The sequence below is a fragment of the Nocardia brasiliensis ATCC 700358 genome, from assembly GCF_000250675.2.
GTDB classification, from domain to species: domain Bacteria; phylum Actinomycetota; class Actinomycetes; order Mycobacteriales; family Mycobacteriaceae; genus Nocardia; species Nocardia brasiliensis_B.
Genome location: NC_018681.1, coordinates 812,616 through 828,337, shown reverse-complemented (window position 1 = coordinate 828,337; position 15,722 = coordinate 812,616). Strand labels below are relative to the sequence as shown.

At 69.1% G+C, this 15,722-nt stretch carries 14 protein-coding genes; 9 read left to right on the top strand and 5 right to left on the bottom strand.

All coding sequences use genetic code 11. The annotated features are described in order from the left end of the window. The first annotated feature begins 115 nt into the window (after positions 1–115). The 5 genes from O3I_RS03795 to O3I_RS03775 all read left to right on the top strand — a co-directional run bounded on the left by O3I_RS03795 (position 116) and on the right by O3I_RS03775 (position 6,042). Positions 116–2,152, top strand: coding sequence for an AMP-binding protein (locus O3I_RS03795; protein WP_014981571.1), 2,037 nt, complete (start codon positions 116–118; stop codon positions 2,150–2,152). Between the two features lie 143 nt (positions 2,153–2,295). Further along, complete coding sequence (locus tag O3I_RS03790; protein WP_014981570.1) at positions 2,296–2,688, top strand: hemophore-related protein; 393 nt, start codon at positions 2,296–2,298, stop codon at positions 2,686–2,688. Between the two features lie 27 nt (positions 2,689–2,715). After that, positions 2,716–3,429, top strand: a complete 714-nt coding sequence (locus tag O3I_RS03785) for a response regulator transcription factor (RefSeq protein ID WP_014981569.1) — start codon at positions 2,716–2,718, stop codon at positions 3,427–3,429. Beyond that, complete coding sequence (locus O3I_RS03780) at positions 3,426–4,799, top strand: sensor histidine kinase (RefSeq protein WP_014981568.1); 1,374 nt, start codon at positions 3,426–3,428, stop codon at positions 4,797–4,799. The genes O3I_RS03785 and O3I_RS03780 overlap by 4 nt, the downstream gene beginning before the upstream one ends. Positions 4,800–4,872: 73 nt before the next feature. Further along, entirely contained in the window at positions 4,873–6,042 is a 1,170-nt protein-coding gene (locus O3I_RS03775; RefSeq protein ID WP_014981567.1) for a membrane protein, read from the top strand. Positions 6,043–6,096: 54 nt separating this feature from the next. On the opposite strand, the gene O3I_RS03770 is transcribed toward O3I_RS03775, so the two are convergent. From O3I_RS03770 to pdxH, 4 genes are all read right to left on the bottom strand, one after another. Further along, complete coding sequence (locus O3I_RS03770; protein ID WP_014981566.1) at positions 6,097–6,456, bottom strand: FKBP-type peptidyl-prolyl cis-trans isomerase; 360 nt, start codon at positions 6,454–6,456, stop codon at positions 6,097–6,099. Between the two features lie 44 nt (positions 6,457–6,500). Continuing rightward, positions 6,501–7,814, bottom strand: coding sequence for a citrate synthase (locus O3I_RS03765; protein ID WP_014981565.1), 1,314 nt, complete (start codon positions 7,812–7,814; stop codon positions 6,501–6,503). A gap of 192 nt (positions 7,815–8,006) precedes the next feature. Next, on the bottom strand, positions 8,007–9,287 hold the full coding sequence (locus O3I_RS03760) for an MFS transporter (protein WP_014981564.1): 1,281 nt from the start codon (positions 9,285–9,287) through the stop codon (positions 8,007–8,009). Between the two features lie 70 nt (positions 9,288–9,357). Beyond that, the gene (gene pdxH, locus O3I_RS03755) at positions 9,358–10,086 is read right to left on the bottom strand and encodes a pyridoxamine 5'-phosphate oxidase (RefSeq protein ID WP_014981563.1); all 729 of its coding nucleotides are present in this window, start codon (positions 10,084–10,086) and stop codon (positions 9,358–9,360) included. Between the two features lie 124 nt (positions 10,087–10,210). On the opposite strand from pdxH, the gene O3I_RS03750 reads away from it, so the two are divergent. Next, the gene (locus tag O3I_RS03750; protein WP_014981562.1) at positions 10,211–11,359 is read left to right on the top strand and encodes a citrate synthase 2; all 1,149 of its coding nucleotides are present in this window, start codon (positions 10,211–10,213) and stop codon (positions 11,357–11,359) included. A 70-nt stretch (positions 11,360–11,429) separates the two neighbouring features. Further along, positions 11,430–12,332, top strand: coding sequence for a polysaccharide deacetylase family protein (locus O3I_RS03745; RefSeq protein WP_237748249.1), 903 nt, complete (start codon positions 11,430–11,432; stop codon positions 12,330–12,332). A gap of 10 nt (positions 12,333–12,342) precedes the next feature. On the opposite strand, the gene O3I_RS03740 is transcribed toward O3I_RS03745, so the two are convergent. Next, on the bottom strand, positions 12,343–13,023 hold the full coding sequence (locus tag O3I_RS03740) for a hypothetical protein (RefSeq protein ID WP_014981560.1): 681 nt from the start codon (positions 13,021–13,023) through the stop codon (positions 12,343–12,345). Between the two features lie 179 nt (positions 13,024–13,202). Between O3I_RS03740 and serC the strand changes: the two genes are divergently transcribed. Both serC and sepH read left to right on the top strand, forming a co-directional pair. Further along, positions 13,203–14,327 carry a phosphoserine transaminase gene (gene serC, locus O3I_RS03735; RefSeq protein ID WP_014981559.1) on the top strand — a complete coding sequence of 375 codons (1,125 nt, stop codon included), beginning with the start codon at positions 13,203–13,205 and terminating at the stop codon, positions 14,325–14,327. Between the two features lie 211 nt (positions 14,328–14,538). Continuing rightward, on the top strand, positions 14,539–15,618 hold the full coding sequence (sepH, locus tag O3I_RS03730; protein WP_041562397.1) for a septation protein SepH: 1,080 nt from the start codon (positions 14,539–14,541) through the stop codon (positions 15,616–15,618). The last annotated feature ends 104 nt before the right edge of the window (positions 15,619–15,722 follow it).

Sequence of the window (15,722 nt, the reverse complement as noted above, 5' to 3'; positions counted from 1 at the left end):
CCCGTTCCAGGCAAAACCAATGGTCACAACACCATCCCGGGCGTCGCGTGAAGTCTGCCACAATCAACCAGATCTATCGAGGCGGGCATCGAGGCGAGGCTAGGGAGTCACGGGTTTGAACGTGCGGCACGAGTACCGACCGGTCTATCAGACCAGCTTGGTCGATCCCGCCGAGTTCTGGGCTGGTGCGGCTGAAGCGATCGACTGGGACGTACCGCCGACCCAGGTCGTCGACACCGCCGCACGGCCGGTGGCCAGATGGTTTCCCGACGCTCGCCTGAACACCTCCTTCAACGCCCTCGACCGGCATGTGCGGGAAGAGGGGGGCCTCGCGAATCAGCCCGCCTTAATATACGACTCCGCTATGACCGGCACCAGAGGCGTTTTCACCTACGCCGAACTGCTGGAAAAGGTAGCTGAGTTCGCGGGCGCGATGCGCCGAATCGGCGTTGTCGCAGGCGATCGCGTGGTCATCTACCTGCCGATGATCCCGGAAGCCGTGATCGCGATGCTCGCCTGCGCGCGGATCGGCGCGGTGCACTCGGTGGTGTTCGGCGGCTTCGCCGCGCCGGAGCTCGCGGCCCGCATCGACGACGCCGAGCCGGTGTTGATCATCACAGCCTCGGGCGGCCTGGAACCGGGCAAACAGCTCGAATATCCGCCGATTGTGTTGCAGGCCTTGGACCTCGCCACCACCACCGCACCGCGCACGGTGATCGTGAAGCAGCGCGAGCAGTTCCGGACCATCCATTTCCCCGCCCCGCAGGCCGCCACGGAATCACTACCGAGTTCCACCCAGACCATCGCCGCGCAATGGCTCGATTGGGACGACGCTGTCCGCGGTGCGACACCGGCCGATCCGGTGTCGGTCGCCGCCACCGATCCGCTCTACATCCTCTACACCTCGGGCACCACGGGGAAACCCAAAGGGGTGGTACGGGACAACGGCGGACACGCGGTTGCCCTCGCCTGGTCCATGCGCAACATCTACGACATCGGACCGGGACAGGTGATGTGGACGGCTTCCGACGTCGGCTGGGTCGTCGGCCATTCCTACATCGTCTACGCGCCGCTGCTGGTCGGCGCGACCACGCTGCTCTACGAGGGCAAGCCGGTCGGCACCCCCGACGCGGGCGCGTACTGGCGCGTGGTGGCCGAGCACAATGTTCGCGTACTGTTCACGGCCCCGACCGCGCTGCGCGCCATCCGCAAGGCCGACCCGGACGCCGCGCTGGCGCACCGCAACGATCTCTCGTCGCTGCGCGCGCTGTTCTGCGCGGGCGAGCGCCTCGATCCCGCGACCTATGCCTGGGCCGAGGAGGTGCTGCTCGCCGGGCGCACGGACTGCCCCGTGGTCGATCACTGGTGGCAGACCGAGACCGGCTGGCCGATCTGCGCGAACCTGCTCGGCCTGCAACAACTTCCGATCAAGGCGGGCTCGGCGTCGGTGCCGGTACCCGGTTACCGGCTGCGCGTGCTCGACTCCGAGGGCAACCCGGTGGCGCCGAACACCGAGGGCAACATCGTGATCGGGCTGCCGCTGCCGCCCGGCACGCTGACCGGCCTGTGGCACGACGACGAGCGCTACAAGCGCTCCTATCTCTCCGCCTACCCGGGCCACTACCTCACCGGCGACTCCGGCTACTTCGACGACGACGGCTATCTCTACGTGCTCGGCCGCAGCGACGACGTGATCAACATGGCCGGGCACCGGCTCTCGGCGGGCAGCATCGAGGCGGCCATCGCCGGTCACCAGGCCGTCGCCGAATGCGCCGTGATCGGCCTGCCGGACGAACTCAAGGGCCACCGGCCACTGGCCTACGTGGTGCTCAAGTCGGGTGTCGAAGTGGACCCGGCGCAGCTGCGCGACGAACTGATCGAACGGGTCCGCACCCAGATCGGCGCGATCGCGACCCTGCACGACGCCGTCATCGTGACCGCGCTGCCGAAGACCCGCTCCGGCAAGATCCTGCGCAAGACGATCCGGCAGATCACCGCCGGCGAGACCTACGACGTGCCGTCCACCATCGAGGACCCCGCGGTGCTCGACGCGCTGGAGACACAGATCCGGGCGGCCCGGCCGCTGGACGGCCCGGGGCCGACGCCCGACCAGGCACCGGTCGCCACGCCCGACGTCGGCTCCCCCGCCTGATCCGTCACTCGCGAAAAATCCACTGTGCCTTGGTGATCGACCGCTACTCAGAGATTCCTTAAAGAACGTTCAAACGGGGGCCAGTGTGACGGCCTAGCGTCGAGGGCGCTGAAAGCAACCCCTCGATGCTCTGGAGGCAACACATGAAGCGTTCCGTTGGTCGTCCCGCCGTCGCCGCACTCGCCGCGGGCGGACTGGCCACCGTGGCCCTGTTCCTCAGTCCCGCGATCGCGGCCGCCGATCCGATGACGCTGGCCGGGCCGCTGCTCGAGTCGGACTGTACGTTCGCGCAGGTCGACGCCGCACTGCACGACAAGGCGCCGCAGCTGGCCTCGATCCTCGACTCGAACCCCGCGCAGAAGGCCGAGCTGCAGCGCAAATTCGATCAGCCGGTCGAACAGCGCCGCGCGGATCTGCAGCGCGCCCTCGCCGAGAACCCGGACGCGGCCGCACAGGCCGAGAACGATCCGCGCGCGGCCGGACTCGCCGAGACCATCCGCCAGGTCGCCGCGACCTGCCACAACTACCCTGCCTGAAGTCCCGGCGGAGCGGGTTAGCCCAAAATGGACGCTGTGACACCTGCTTCTACACCGACCGTCCTCGTCGTCGATGACGACGAGGACGTGCTCGCGTCGGTCGAGCGCGGGCTGCGGCTGTCCGGGTTCCACGTGCTCGTCGCGCGGGACGGGGCGCAGGCGCTGCGCAGCGTGAACGAGCACGCGCCGGACGCGATCGTGCTCGATATGAACATGCCGGTGCTCGACGGCGCCGGGGTGGTGACCGCGTTGCGCGCGATGGGCAACGAGGTGCCGATCTGCGTACTCAGCGCCAGAGCCTCGGTGGACGACCGTATCTCGGGGCTGGAGTCCGGTGCGGACGACTATCTGGTGAAACCGTTCGTGCTCGCCGAACTCGTCGCGCGGATCCGGGCGCTGCTGCGCAGGCGCACCGACACGCCCCCGCCCGCGACGCCCGGCGCGATCACCGTCGGACCGCTCGAGGTCGATGTCGCCGGGTATCGCGCCCTGCTCGACGGACACGAAATCGAGCTCACCAAAAGGGAATTCGAGCTGCTGTCCACGCTGGCCCGCAATGTCGGCGTGGTGCTGAGCCGGGAACGGCTGCTGGAACTGGTGTGGGGCTACGACTTCGCCGCCGACACCAACGTGGTCGACGTGTTCGTCGGCTACCTGCGGCGCAAGCTCGAAGTGGACGGCGCGCCCCGGCTGCTGCACACGATCCGCGGGGTCGGCTTCGTGCTCCGGGCACCCAAATGACGGATGCCGCGGCGCCGAAAACCCGTCGGCTGCGGGCGTTTTCGTTACGCACCCGGGTCGCGGGCGCGGCCGCGGCGGGGGCGATCGTGATCGTCTCGGTGATCAGCGTGATCAGTATTCGCGCGATCGAGCGCAACAACGTGCAGCAATCCGATCAGCAGCTCGCGATCGCCGCGCGCATCGTGCTGGTCGAACCGGTCATCGCGATCCGCTTCATCAGCCTGCTGCCCGGACTGACCAACGACATCGCGGTCACCGTCCGCGACGGCGGGGGCGTCACGGCGAGCACGCCGACCCAATTGCCCGATCTGACACCGGGTTCGCGCACCATCCCGGTCGCGGGGACGCCGTACCGCATCCTGTCGACCAGCGAGAACCAGCCCGCGGACCGGGTGGTGTCGATCGGCATCCCCGCCGCGTCGGCGGCCGAGGCGACGGCGGAGCAGCGCCGCTGGGTGCTGGCGGGCGCGCTGCTCGCCATCGCCGCCGCGGCCGCGCTCGGCTGGCTGCTCGCCGGGCGCGCGGTGCGCCCGATCGTGCGGCTCACCCGCCAGGTCGACGCGCGCAGCGCGCTGCCCGACCCGCACAACCCGCAGACACCGGTGGACGGCTCGGGCGTGCGCGAGGCGGAAAAGCTGGCGGACGCGGTGAATACGATGCTCGAGCGGGTCGACGAGGCGCAGTCCGCGACCGCCGCGGCGCTGGAGACCGCACGGGATTTCGCGGCGGTCTCCGCGCACGAGCTGCGCACCCCGCTCACCGCCATGCGCACCGATCTCGAGGTACTGCGCACCCTGGACCTGGACGAGGCCCAGCGCGCGGAGATCCTCGGCGACCTGCAACGCAGTCAGGGCCGGGTGGAGACCACGCTCGCGGCCTTGGAGCGCCTGGCCACCGGCGATCTCACCCACGACCGCGATCACGTCGCCACCGATGTGGGCGACCTGTGCGACCAGGCCGCACACGATGCCATGCGGCACTTCCCCGGTCTCACCGTGCGCATCGACAGCGACGCCGAGCTGGTGACCCGGGGCCTGCCCGCCGGGCTGCGCCTCGCGGTGGACAACGCGCTGGCCAACTCGGCCAAACACGGCCGAGCCACCCAGGCGCTGGTCACCGCGCATCGGGCACCGAACGGACATATCGTCATCAGCATCGACGACAACGGCCGCGGGATCCCCGAGCACGAACGGCAGGCCGTGTTCGATCGGTTCTTCCGTGGCAGCCAGGCGAGCAAGGGCGGTTCCGGCCTCGGCCTCGCCCTCGTCGCGCAGCAGGCCCAATTGCACGGCGGGCGCGCCTATTTCGACGACGGCGCGCTCGGCGGCGTCCGCCTCGTGCTCGACCTGCCAGAACGCAGCGCGCACTGACGGTCCGCTGTCCTTAGCGAACTCTCATAGAACAGCCATGGGCGCGGACGGATCCGAGTTCTAGGGTCGGGCTGTGATCAGAAAACGCGCCCGCTGGGCTCTTCTCGCCGTTGCTCTCGTCAGCGCTGGCGCGCTCGGCGCCGGTATCACCGCCTGCGGTGGCTCCGACCGCGGCCCGACCGGGATCGCACTGGTCAACGCCGATACCGGACCGACGGGCGCGAAGGTGGTGAAAGCGCTCGAGGACGCGGGCGGCTACGAATGGACCGCGGCGACGGCCGGCGAAGCGAACACCGACGACTACGCGGCGGTGATCACCCTGCCCGCCGACCTCACCGAATCGATGGGCACCCTGGCCGGTGCGCAGCCGCGCCGGGCCAAGGTCACCGTGGCCACGCACAAGAACGCCGACAGCGAGCTGGTGCACGGCGCGGTGACCGAGGTGACCCACCGGGTCGGCGCGCTCGGGGTCGACGCCGCGCTGGCGGCGGTCGCACAGGCGCGTTCGCAGATGACCCAGGTGCAGTTCACCACCCAGCTGCTGAAGGCCGGGGTGAACGCCGCGGCCGCCGGCGCCGACCAATTCAGCTCGGGCGCCGACCAACTCCTCGGCTTCCTCGACTTCGCGAAAGAGGGCTCCGCACAGCTCACTTCGGCCATCGCGCTGCTGAACTCGACCGTGGACGGGGCCGCGAAACAGGCGAACGAACTGGCCACCGCACTGGATTCGACCGGCATCACGATCGCGCAGGTGGAGCAGACCGCGAACACGGTGAACTCCGGCCTGGATCAGATCATCCCGCTGCTGCGCGCGCTCCCCTTCGCGAACGATCCGGCGCTGGCCGACATCATCAAGAAACTGGAAGGCCTGCAGAACATTTCGGGCCAGGCGGGCTCGCAGCTGACCGGCCTCGGCTCGCTCGTCGGCGGCGCGGTGGACCCGAACACCGATCTCGGCACCCTGCTTCGCACCGTGGTCGACCGATTGACCAGCGCCAGTGCGCAATTGAACGAGGGCGCGAAGCTGGCCGAGGGCCTGCCCAAGCTGGCCGACGAGGGCGGCGCCCAATTGGTCAGCGCCATCAGCCAACTCACCGGCGGCGTCAGCCAGTTGCAGACCATCGTGAACAACCTGGGCACCCAAACCGACAAGGCCTTCGCCGCCCTCCCACAACGCAGCAGCACCCAGCAGTCCGCCCTGGCCCTCGCCCTGACCGACCCGGTCGAGATCGTCCGGCAGTAGAAACGCCGGTGGCCCATACCCCTTGACGGGATATGGGCCACCGGGCGCGACGGATCAGTTGGCGTCGAGCAGGTCGATCACGAAGACCAGGGTCTTGCCCGCGAGCGGGTGCCCGGCGCCCGCGCCGCCGTAGGCCAGCTCCGGCGGAATGGTGAGCTGCCTGCGGCCGCCGACCTTCATGCCCGGGATGCCGTCCTGCCAGCCCTGGATCAGGCCGCGCAGCGGGAACGTGATGGATTCGCCGCGGTTCCAGGAGGAGTCGAATTCCTCACCGGTGTCGAATTCGACGCCGACGTAGTGCACCTCGACGTTGCCGCCGGGCACGGCTTCCTTGCCTTCACCCTCGATGATGTCCTTGATCACCAGCTCGGAAGGCGCGGGGCCGCCCTGGAACTCGATCTCCGGCTTGGTCATTCGGGTTATCCCCTTCGTTGGTGGATGGTGGGTTCTACTCGGTACTACTGACGATTGGTGATCTCGCGGTAGTCGCGCGCACCGTAGCCGGTGTAGATCTGCCGCGGACGGCCGATCTTCAGCGGTTCGCTGTGCATTTCGCGCCAGTGCGCGATCCAGCCCGGCAGCCGGCCCATGGCGAACAGCACGGTGAACATCCGGGTGGGGAAGCCCATGGCCTTGTAGATGACGCCGGTGTAGAAGTCGACGTTCGGGTACAGGCGACGCTCGACGAAGTAGTCGTCGGTGAGCGCGGCTTCCTCCAGCGCCTGCGCGATATCGAACAGCTCGTCGTTGCCGAGCTTGTTCAGGATCGCGTCGGCGTGCTTCTTGGCGATCGCGGCGCGCGGGTCGTAGTTGCGGTAGACGCGATGCCCGAAGCCCATCAGCTTCACGCCGTCTTCCTTGTTCTTGACCTTGCGGATGAACTCGCGAACATCGCCGCCCTCGGACTTGATGCCGTCGAGCATCTCCAGCACGGCCTGGTTCGCGCCGCCGTGCAGCGGGCCCCACAGCGCGTTGATGCCGCCGGACACCGAGGTGAACAGGTTGGCGTCGGAGGAACCGACGAGCCGCACGGTCGAGGTGGAGCAGTTCTGCTCGTGGTCGGCGTGCAGGATGAGCAGCATGTCCAACGCCGCGGCGACCTCGGGGTCGACCTCGTAGGGCTCGGCCGGGAAGCCGAAGGTCATCCGCAGGAAGTTCTCCACCAGGCTCAGCGAGTTGTCCGGGTAGAGGAACGGCTGGCCGACCGACTTCTTGTACGAGTAGGCCGCGATGGTGGGCAGCTTGGCCAGCAGCCGGATGGTGGACAACTCGACCTGCTCCGGGTCGCGCGGGTCCAGCGAATCCTGGTAGTACGCCGACAGCGCGTTCACCGCGGACGAGAGCACCGGCATCGGGTGCGCGTTGCGCGGGAAGCCATCGAAGAAGCGCTTCAGATCCTCGTGCAGCAGGGTGTGCCGGCGGATCCGGTCGGTGAAGTCCTCCAGCTGGGCCTGCGACGGCAGCTCGCCGTAGATCAGCAGGTAGCTCACCTCGATGAAGGTCGAGGACGCGGCGAGCTGGTCGATCGGGTACCCGCGGTAGCGCAGGATGCCCGCCTCACCGTCGATGTAGGTGATCGCCGACTTGGTGGGGGCGGTGTTCATGAACCCCGGGTCGTAGGTGACGTACCCGGTGCTGGCGAGCAGCTTTCCCAGCTCGATCCCGTCGTTGCCCTCGGCGGCCTTGGTGACCGTCATCGGGAATTCCCCGCCGGGATAGGTGAGTACCGGCTTGGCGTCTTCGTCGACGTTGATGATGTTCTCAGCGGGCACGGAAGGATCCCTCTCAGGCTAGAACCGTAGGCATCGTCGCGGTCGGCGCACGATGCACTTGTCTCAACGCTAGACGTTCACCGACCCGGACAACCACGGAGGGTAGTCCTGGGGAGGCTCACAATCACTTCCCGGCCAAGTGAGGTCGGCCAAGGCCATCGCACCACAGTTGCCAGGAATTCGCAGGAGGCTTCACGCCACTGTTTCCGCATGTGCGCGGCCCACCCGGTATCGGACGAATGCCGGGAACGCCACCGCCGCGAGCACCACGCCGACCACGACCAGTCCGCCGCCACCCGCGGCCGCCACAGCAGTACCCAGACTCGCGGCCGCGAAACCGTGGGCAACATCACCGATCCGCGGCCCACCTGCGACAACCACGATGAACACGCCCTGCAGCCGGCCGCGCATCTCGTCGGTGGCCACCTGCTGCAGCATGGTGACCCGCAACGCCGCCGAGACCATGTCGACCGCACCGCCGAACGCCGAGCAGAGCAGCGCGATCCACAGGCCGGCCCCCAGGCTGAGGCCGTGTCCGGTGAAACCGACGGCGAGGCCGAAGCCGACCATGGCCAGGCCCCACAGGGCGATGCAGATGAGCACGGCCAGTCCCTGCCGCCGGATCCGCGGAATCCACCCCGAGAACACCCCGCCCAGCACCGCACCCGCCGACATGGACGCGAACAGCAGCCCGAGCGCGACGCCGCCGGTAGTCGGATCGCCGAAGGTCTCGTGCGCGATCTGCGGGAACAGCGCGCGCGGCATGCCGAACACCATCGCGATCACGTCGACGGCGAACGACGCGAGCAGCACCCGCTGCGTCGCCAGATATCCGAAACCGTCCAGCACCGTGCGGAACCCGGCCTTGCGGGCCGATCCGGTCGGCGGCAGCGCGGGCAGCCGCCAGACCGCCCACAGCGTGGCCAGCAGGAAGACGGCGTCGATCAGATAGAGCATGGACAGCCCGATGACCGGGATCAACGCGCCCGCGAGCACCGGTCCGGCGATCGCGCCGAACTGCATCACCGTCATGCTGAGCGAATTCGCCGCCGCCAGTTGATCTTCGGGCAGCAGGCGGGGAATGGTCGCGCTGCGCGTCGGCTGGTTCACCGCGAAAAAGGCCTGCTGCACCGCGAACAGGCCGAGCACCACCCACACGTTGTCCAGGCCCGCGGCGGCCTGTAGCCAGAAGGCCAGCACGGTGAGCCCGGTGCCGGTGTTGGTGATGAGCATCAGCTTGCGCCGGTCCATCACGTCGGCCAGCGCGCCGCCCCACAGGCCGAACACGATCAGCGGCACCAGGCCGAACAGCCCGGCCAGACCGACGTATCCGGAGCTGCCGGTGATCTGGAAGATCTGCTGCGGCACCGCGACGACGGTCAGCTGGGCGCCGATCATCGTGACGATGCCCGAGGTCCACAGCCGCCGGAAGTCGCTGTGGCGCAGGGGCGCGGTGTCGGCGAGCAGCTTCACCGGGCGCACTGTAGCGAGTCGAACCCGGTTGTCACGATTGGATATTGATCACCCGCGCCACGGGAATAAATCACGGCTGTAGTCGGTCGACCGTCATCGTTTCGTCTCGAATGAGCACCCGGATGCGGTTGTGCAGCCTGCCGCGGCGACCCTGCCAGAACTCCACCTCGTCGGGACGCAGCAAGAACCCGCCCCAGTGCGGTGGCACCGGAATGTCGTCGACGGCGGCGAACCGCTCGACCGTCTCGGCCATGATCCGATCCAGCTCGGCGCGCGAGCCGATGGTCTTGGACTGGTGCGAGGCCCACGCACCGAGCTGCGAGTCGCGCGGGCGGGAACGCCAGTACACGCCGGTGGTCTCGGCGCCGACCCGCTCGATCGCCCCGCGCACGTGCACCTGCCTGCCGAGCGCGGGCCAGACGAAGGTGGCCGCGGCGAACGGGACGGCGGCGAGCTGGCTGCCCTTGGCCGAGTCGTAATTGGTGTAGAAAGTCACACCTTCTGGTGAAAGTCCCTTGCAGAGGACCGTCCGGGCGACGGGCCGCGGCGCGCCGCTCGTCAGTGCCACCGTGGCGAGCACCATGGCGTTGGGCTCCGCGACACCGACCGCGGTCGCTTGCTCGATCCAGTGGCGTAGCAACGGTTCCCAGCCGCCGGCCAGCCAGGTTTCGTCCAGATCGACGTCTTCGCCACTGCCGAACGGGGCACCGCCGTAGTCGACTCGCATCGCCGCGAGATCGGGGGTCGGCAGGAATCCGGCCGCTTCCTGTCCGCCAGATGAATTGTCCAGGTCACGCATGGGGCAGACGTTACTCCGCAGTAGCAAGGAGCTAAGGTTTTAGTGATCGGCATGTACTCGGCGAGCCTTGCTACCCCTCTTCGACGAGCATCATGCGGCCCGAAGTGCAAGGAGAAGTCACAGCATGACCACCACCCCCGCGGTGCCTACTGGGCAGACCGCCGTACCCAGTGATTTCGTCAGCGGCCTGGAGGGCGTGGTGGCTTTCACCACCGATATCGCCGAACCCGACAAGGACGGCGGTGCGCTGCGCTACCGCGGCGTCGATATCGAGGACCTGGTCGAAGGCCGGGTGACCTTCGGTGACGTGTGGGCCCTGCTGGTCGACGGTGAATTCGGTCGCGGCCTGCCACCCGCCGAGCCCTTCCCGCTGCCCGTGCACACCGGTGACGTGCGCGTCGACGTGCAGGCCGGTCTGGCGATGCTCGCGCCGATCTGGGGTTACCAGCCGCTGCTCGACATCGACGACGAGACCGCGCGGGACAACCTGGCCCGCGCCTCGGTGATGGCGCTGTCCTACGTCGCGCAGTCCGCGCGCGGCATCTACCAGCCCGCCGTGCCGCAGAAGCAGATCGACGAGTGCACCACGGTCACCGAGCGCTTCATGACCCGCTGGAAGGGCGACCCGGACCCAAAGCACACCGAGGCGATCGACGCCTACTGGGTGTCCGCGGCTGAGCACGGCATGAACGCCTCCACCTTCACCGCCCGGGTGATCGCCTCCACCGGCGCCGACGTCGCGGCCTCGCTGTCCGGCGCGATCGGCGCCATGTCCGGCCCGCTGCACGGCGGCGCGCCCGCGCGCGTGCTGCCGATGATCGAAGGCGTCGAAAAGTCCGGCGACGCAAGGGCTCTGGTCAAGGGCATCCTGGATCGCAAGGAAAAGCTGATGGGCTTCGGGCACCGGGTCTACCGGGCCGAGGACCCGCGGGCCCGCGTGCTGCGCGCCACCGCGAAGCGGCTCGGCGCCCCGCGCTACGAGGTGGCCGCCGCACTGGAGCAGGCCGCACTGGCCGAACTGCGCGAGCGTCGCCCGGATCGCGCCATCGAGACGAACGTGGAGTTCTGGGCCGCGGTGATCCTGGACTTCGCCGAGGTGCCCGCGCACATGATGCCCGCCATGTTCACCTGTGGCCGCACCGCCGGGTGGTGTGCGCACATCCTCGAGCAGAAGCAGCTCGGCAAACTGGTCCGGCCCGCCGCCATCTACACCGGCCCCGGACCGCGCCGCCCCGAGGACGTCGCGGGCTGGAGCTCGGTCCGGCACGCGTAGTCCCGCGGCCGTCGCACGCACGAGCCGAATGCCCTGCACCAGTGGGGCGTTCGGCTCGAGTAGCATCCCCGTGACGTCGAGAGAGAGCGGACGGATGGTGGAAGAGGGAATGTCGCGGCGGCGGATGCTCGGTTTGGGCACCGCGATGGCCGCCGGTTTCGTCGCCACCGGATGCTTTACCGCCCAGCGTGATACGACCGCGGCGCCGAGTTCCCCCGAGACCGCGTCCCCGCCGGGCGACCGGGTCGTCGTCTCGAAAGCCGCTCCCCCGCCGCCGGACAACTCCCCGGCCGCGGTCGCCGCCCGCTACGCCGGCGTCCAGCCGCAGCAGTGGGGCGTGGAGATGGCAGGCATCACAAGCACTTTCGCGGCCGCGGGCAAGCAGATGGCATTGACCTTCGACGCCTGCGGTGGGCCGGGTAACAACGATATCGATCAGTCGCTGATCGATTTCCTGGTCGCCCAGCGGATTCCGGCCACGCTGTTCCTGAACAAGCGCTGGATCGATGCCAATCAGGGGCGGGCGGCCCAGTTGGCCGCGAACCCCCTGTTCGAACTGGCCAACCACGGTGTGGCACACAAGCCGCTGTCGGTGACCGGCCGGGCGGCCTACGGGATCACGGGCACCGGCTCGGCACAGGAGGCGGCCGACGAGGTCTGGGCCAATCACGAGCGGCTGTCCGGCCTGCTCGGCCGCCCGCCGCGTTTCTTCCGCGCCGGCACCGCGCACTACGACGATGTCGCCGTGCGGATCGTGCGGGAAATCGGCGAGACCCCGCTCGGTTTCAGCATCAACGCCGACTACGGCGCCACCGCCTCCGCCAAGCACGTCGAGACCGCGATGAACGCCGCTGCGCCGGGGGCGATCTCGCTCGCGCACATGCACCGGCCACAGTCGGGCACCGGCGCGGGCATGATCGCGGCGCTGCCGACCATCCGCGCGATGGGCTTCACCTTCGTCCACCTCCCCTGACGGACACCGGTCAGTCCTCGCCGAGCGAGGCGGCCCAGTCCACGGCGACGGACTCGCCGTGGTCGACGGTGAAGAAGGCGACCTCGAGATGCTGGCCGAGATCGACCAGACCGATCGCGGCCAACGGCACCGGCTGCACGAGCCGGACCAGCCAGGGCGTCGGCTCGTCCCAGGCGCGCACCTCCAGATCCAGCCGCAGCACCGGATCGTCGCGCCCGGAGTAGTCCGCCGCCACCGGGGTCGCCGCCAGCACGGTCGCGTCGGCGCGGCGTCCGTCGGCGAGGATCTTGGCGATGCCGGCCCGCCCGGTCTCCGCGAAATCCGGTACGTAGAGCACCAATCGGTCCCGGTCACCCGGATCTATGCGGCAGCACACCACATCTGCGGGTTGCATCCATTCGAGATCGGCCGCGGACACCCGCTGGCGCACCCGGGTCTCGTACGGCGCCGTGCCGTCCACCAGCACCCGGACCCAGAACACGTGCTCCGGCTCGCGCCGCGAGGTGGTGCTCGAATCCGGCTCGCCCGCCTTCGAACTCGGCCGCACGCCCAAAATCGTTGCCGAGCCGAGTGCTCCGCGTATCAGCAACTCGCGCCGCGCCGCGTCCGAGATCGCCCCCACCCGTAGCCCGAAGGTGCGTGACCGGCGACCGCGCAGTCGCCACCCCGAGCTCGCCGACGCCATGTTCATGGGCGCAAAGGTTAGCTGGAGTGTGCCCGGCGACACAGCAATACCACCGCAACTCGAGCACGCCGCGGGAAATCCGGCAGCCGCTCGGGCGCGGCCGGGCCGAGCCCGGTCCGTGGCTTCGAGCACAGCAGCCCACCCGCACTGACAGAGCTGGTCCGACACGCTTTACCCTGTTCGGCATGACCACTGCGTTCCCGACGATTCCCGACGACCTCAAGCCCGCCGACGGACGGTTCGGTTGCGGCCCCTCCAAGGTGCGACCGGAGCAGTTGCAGTCTCTGGTGAGTGTCGGCGCCTCGGTGTTCGGAACGAGCCACCGGCAGAAGCCGGTGAAAGATGTGGTCGCGCGGGTCCGTTCGGGGCTACGCGAACTGTTCACGCTGCCCGACGGCTACGAGGTGGTGCTCGGCAACGGCGGCACCACGGCCTTCTGGGACGCGGCCGCGTTCGGCCTGATCCGGGAGCGCTCGCTGCATCTCACCAACGGTGAGTTCAGCTCGAAGTTCGCCTCGGTCGCCAAGGGCAACCCGTTCATCGGCGATCCCATCGTGGTCTCGTCCGAGCCGGGCAGCGCCCCCGAACCGGTGTCGGATCCGGCGGCCGACCTGATCGGCTGGGCACACAACGAAACCTCCACCGGTGTCGCCATTCCGGTGCAGCGTCCGGCCGGTTCGGAGCACGCGCTGATCGCCATCGACGCCACCTCGGGCGCGGGCGGCCTGCCGGTGAACATCGCCGACGCCGACGTCTACTACTTCGCGCCGCAGAAGTGCTTCGCGGCCGACGGTGGCCTCTGGGTCGCGCTGATGAGCCCCGCGGCGCTGGCCCGGGTCGAGGAGATCAAGGCCTCGGGTCGCTGGACGCCGGAGTTCCTCTCGCTGCCGGTCGCGATCGACAACAGCACCAAGGATCAGACCTACAACACCCCGGCGCTGGCCACGCTGCTGCTGTTCGCCGACCAGATCGAGTGGATCAACGGCAACGGCGGCCTGGATTGGGCGGTCAAGCGGACGCTGGATTCCTCGTCGCGGCTGTACAACTGGGCCGAGTCGAGCGAATTCGCCACGCCGTACGTCACCGACCCGGCGCATCGTTCGCAGGTCGTCGGCACCATCGACTTCGCCGATTCGGTCGACGCGGCCGCGGTGGCGAAGGTGCTGCGGGCCAACGGAATCGTCGACACCGAGCCCTACCGCAAGCTGGGCCGCAACCAGCTGCGCGTCGGCATGTTCCCGGCGATCGACCCCGAAGACATCAGCCAGCTCACCCGGAGCATCGACTGGGTCGTGCAGAATCTGGGCTGACACACCGGATTCGACGCGCTCCGCACACGTGACACGCCACACATGACACGCCGTGGAGCGCGAAGCTTCAACTCGAACAGAGCAGATTAGCGGGGTGCGGAGGTCTCCGCGGAGATTTCCGCCCCGCGTGTCCTGCCCCACGGATCCCAGAAGTGCACTACTGTTTCGGAAAGTGGGCGGTGTCGCGAGTCGACGCGGTAAGGAGGTAACGGTGCGTGAACTTCGAGTGATCGGGGTGACGCCCGACTCCACGCACATCGTGTGTATCGACACCGAGTCCGGCGCGAAGTACCGGCTGCCCGCCGACGACAAGCTACGAGCCGCAGCACGCGGAGACCTTGCCCGATTCGGCCAGATAGAGATCGAAATGGAAGCAACTATGCGTCCTCGCGATATCCAGGCTCGAATCCGCGCCGGCGCCTCCGTCGAACAGGTCACCGCCGAGTCCGGCATGCCGGCCAGCCGCGTCGAGCGGTTCGCCTACCCGGTGCTGCTGGAACGCGCTCGCGCCGCCGAACTCGCCCAGAAGGCGCATCCCGTCCGCCCCGACGGCCCCGCCGTGGAAACCCTCATCGACGTCGTCACCGCGGCCTTCACCGAACGCGGGCACAACATCGAAGGCGCCGAATGGGACGCCTGGAAGGACGAGAAGGGCTTCTGGGTCGCCCAATTGCAGTGGCAGAACGGGCGTTCCGAGATCGCCGCGCACTGGCGCTACCAGCCGGACGCGCACGGCGGCTCGGTCTCCCCGCTCGACGACCCGGCCTCGGACCTGATCGATCCCGACTTCGGCCGCGCGCTACGCGGTCTCGCGACGATCCTGCCCGCCGAGGCCGAGACCCCCGAACCGCAGCCCGAGCCGGTGGCCGAACCGCGCCCGGCCCCGGCGGCGCCGCCCACCCGCCCCGCCGCCCGCCAGCAGGGCCAGCCCACGCTGGACGAATACTTCGAGCAGCGTGCGGTCGCGGCCGGTGGCAGCAGCACGCCCGCCATCACGGCGGGCGCACCCGCGGCTCCCGCCGCGGCGACCACCACCACGCCCGCCGCCGCGAGCCCCGCGCCGAGCACGCCTGCGCCGAGCCCCGCCGCGTCGACCGCCGACAGCACCGCGGACACCGCCCCGCCCGCACCCGCCGCACCGAAGGCACCGGCGGCGAAGGCACCGGCGGCCGAGGAAGCACCGGCCAAGCCCGCCAAGGCCCCGGCCAAGACGGCCCGCACCAAGCGCGGCAAGGCGCCCATGCCGTCCTGGGAGGACGTGCTGCTCGGCGTGCGCAGCTCAGGTCACTGACGCACCCGCCCGTCTCTCTCGCGTATTCAGGACCCGCCGAGAACGGTTGGCGCGTTTCGTTCAAAAGCTGCAGCGCGATGTTTCGCACTCCGCGCGCGCGTGTC